The sequence below is a fragment of the Actinomadura logoneensis genome (assembly GCF_003428695.1).
GTDB lineage: Bacteria > Actinomycetota > Actinomycetes > Streptosporangiales > Streptosporangiaceae > Spirillospora > Spirillospora logoneensis.
Genome location: NZ_QURH01000391.1, coordinates 1 through 728, shown reverse-complemented (window position 1 = coordinate 728; position 728 = coordinate 1). Strand labels below are relative to the sequence as shown.

At 79.7% G+C, this 728-nt stretch carries 1 pseudogene; it reads left to right on the top strand.

The features are described 5' to 3' along the window. Positions 1–56: 56 nt before the first annotated feature. Positions 57–728: pseudogene (locus DZF91_RS22890) on the top strand (carboxymuconolactone decarboxylase family protein); the annotation flags it as partial.

The window sequence follows — 728 nt, the reverse complement described above, 5'->3', positions numbered from 1 at the left end:
GGGGCCACCAGCGCGCGCCGCGCCGCCTTCCCCCTCGTCCGCTCGCTCACCCGGCCGTGACCCGCTCCGGCGCGGGTCCGGCGGCGGTCGCCGGGCCCGGGGTGCTGCGGCGGGCGCTGCACCGGACGCTGGATCGGGTCGCGCACGTCGACCCGGTCCGTCCGGCGGCGGCCGAGGGACTGGTCGCCCGGGTGTACGAGCAGGTCGAACGGGACTTCGGGATGCTCGCGCCGCCGGTGGCGCTGCACTCGCCCGCCCCGGAGGTCCTGGCCGCCGCCTGGATGATGCTCCGCGAGACGCTCGTCGCCGGTCCGGCGGCGGGACGGCCGGACGCGGAGGCGGTGGCGGCGGCGGTGTCCCGCGCCAACGCCTGCCCGTACTGCGTGGCCGTCCACGAGGCGGCGCTGCACGACCTCGTCCCGGCGGGGGCGGCGGACGGCGCGGACCGGGACGCGCTCGCGGCCTGGGCCGCCGGGACGGCATCGTCGGCGGCGTCGGTCTCGTCGGCATCGGTCTCGGTCTCGGCGGCTGCGCCGTTCGCGGCGGGGCAGGCGCCCCGGCTCGTCGGGGTGGCCGTCACGTTCCACTACCTCAACCGGATGGTGAACATCTTCCTGGAGGACTCGCCCGTCCCGTCCCGCGTGCCCGTGCGGGTGCGCGCGCCCATGATGCGCGTCCTCGGCCGGCTGCTGCGCCCGGCGGCGCGGCGCGGCGCCGAGCCGGGCGCC